Origin of the sequence: Rhodococcus sp. AB351 (assembly GCF_049538275.1) — a bacterium.
Taxonomy (GTDB): Bacteria; Actinomycetota; Actinomycetes; order Mycobacteriales; family Mycobacteriaceae; genus Rhodococcus.
This window is the reverse complement of the sequence record NZ_JBMVFW010000039.1, coordinates 1-778: the sequence shown is the minus strand read 5'-3', so window position 1 is coordinate 778 and position 778 is coordinate 1. Positions and strand designations below refer to the sequence as shown.

The 778-nt window shown below is 70.4% G+C and carries 1 protein-coding gene; it reads right to left on the bottom strand.

Going from position 1 to position 778, the window contains the following annotated elements; genetic code table 11:
* The coding region (locus tag ACPCXD_RS22900; protein WP_423661210.1) for a PEP/pyruvate-binding domain-containing protein at window positions 1–778 on the bottom strand (778 nt) is incomplete at both ends.

Sequence of the window (778 nt, the reverse complement as noted above, 5' to 3'; positions counted from 1 at the left end):
CGGGGTCGAGGGCGACACGGCTGTCCCCGCTGTCGGTGGAGGTGATGCGGAATTCCTGATGACCGAGGTGCACGTCGAGCACCTCGAAGCCGTCCTTCGCCACGACGTACGTGTCGGGTTCGACCTGCCCGCCGACGACGACCTCACCGAGACCGAGCGCTGCTTCGACGACGATCCGATCGAGTTCGCCCGTGCGCGGGTCGGCCGTGAACGCCACGCCCGACGACTCGGACTTCACCATCACCTGGACCACCACGGCTATGGACGGTTCGTCGGTCACCCCGCGCAGCCCTCGGTAGGTGCGGGCGCGTTCGGACCACAACGAGGCCCAGCACGCCTGCACCGCGCGGATCACCGCGTCGGCGCCGATGATGTTCGTGTACGACTCGTGGATACCGGCGAACGAGGTATCCGCGGCGTCCTCCGCGGGAGCGGACGACCGCACCGCGACCGGCACATCGGGACCGAGGCTCTCGTAGGCGGAGACGATCGCCGCGCGCATCCCGGCCGGCACGGTCGAATCCGTCACCAGGGCGGCGAGCTCGGCGGAGGTGCGTATCAGGGTGGCGTCGTCGATGTCGGGGGCAGGTGCCGCCTCGGCTGCCAGCCGGGATCGGACGCCGGCTGCGTCCATCGCGTCGAGATACGCACCGGCGGTGACGGCGAAGGCCGGCGGTACCGGAAAGCCTGCGCAGGTGAGTTCTCCGAGGTTGGCGGACTTGCCACCGACCGTCGGCGCGTCGGCGGCGCCGACCTCCGCGATCGGTCGTACCCACAG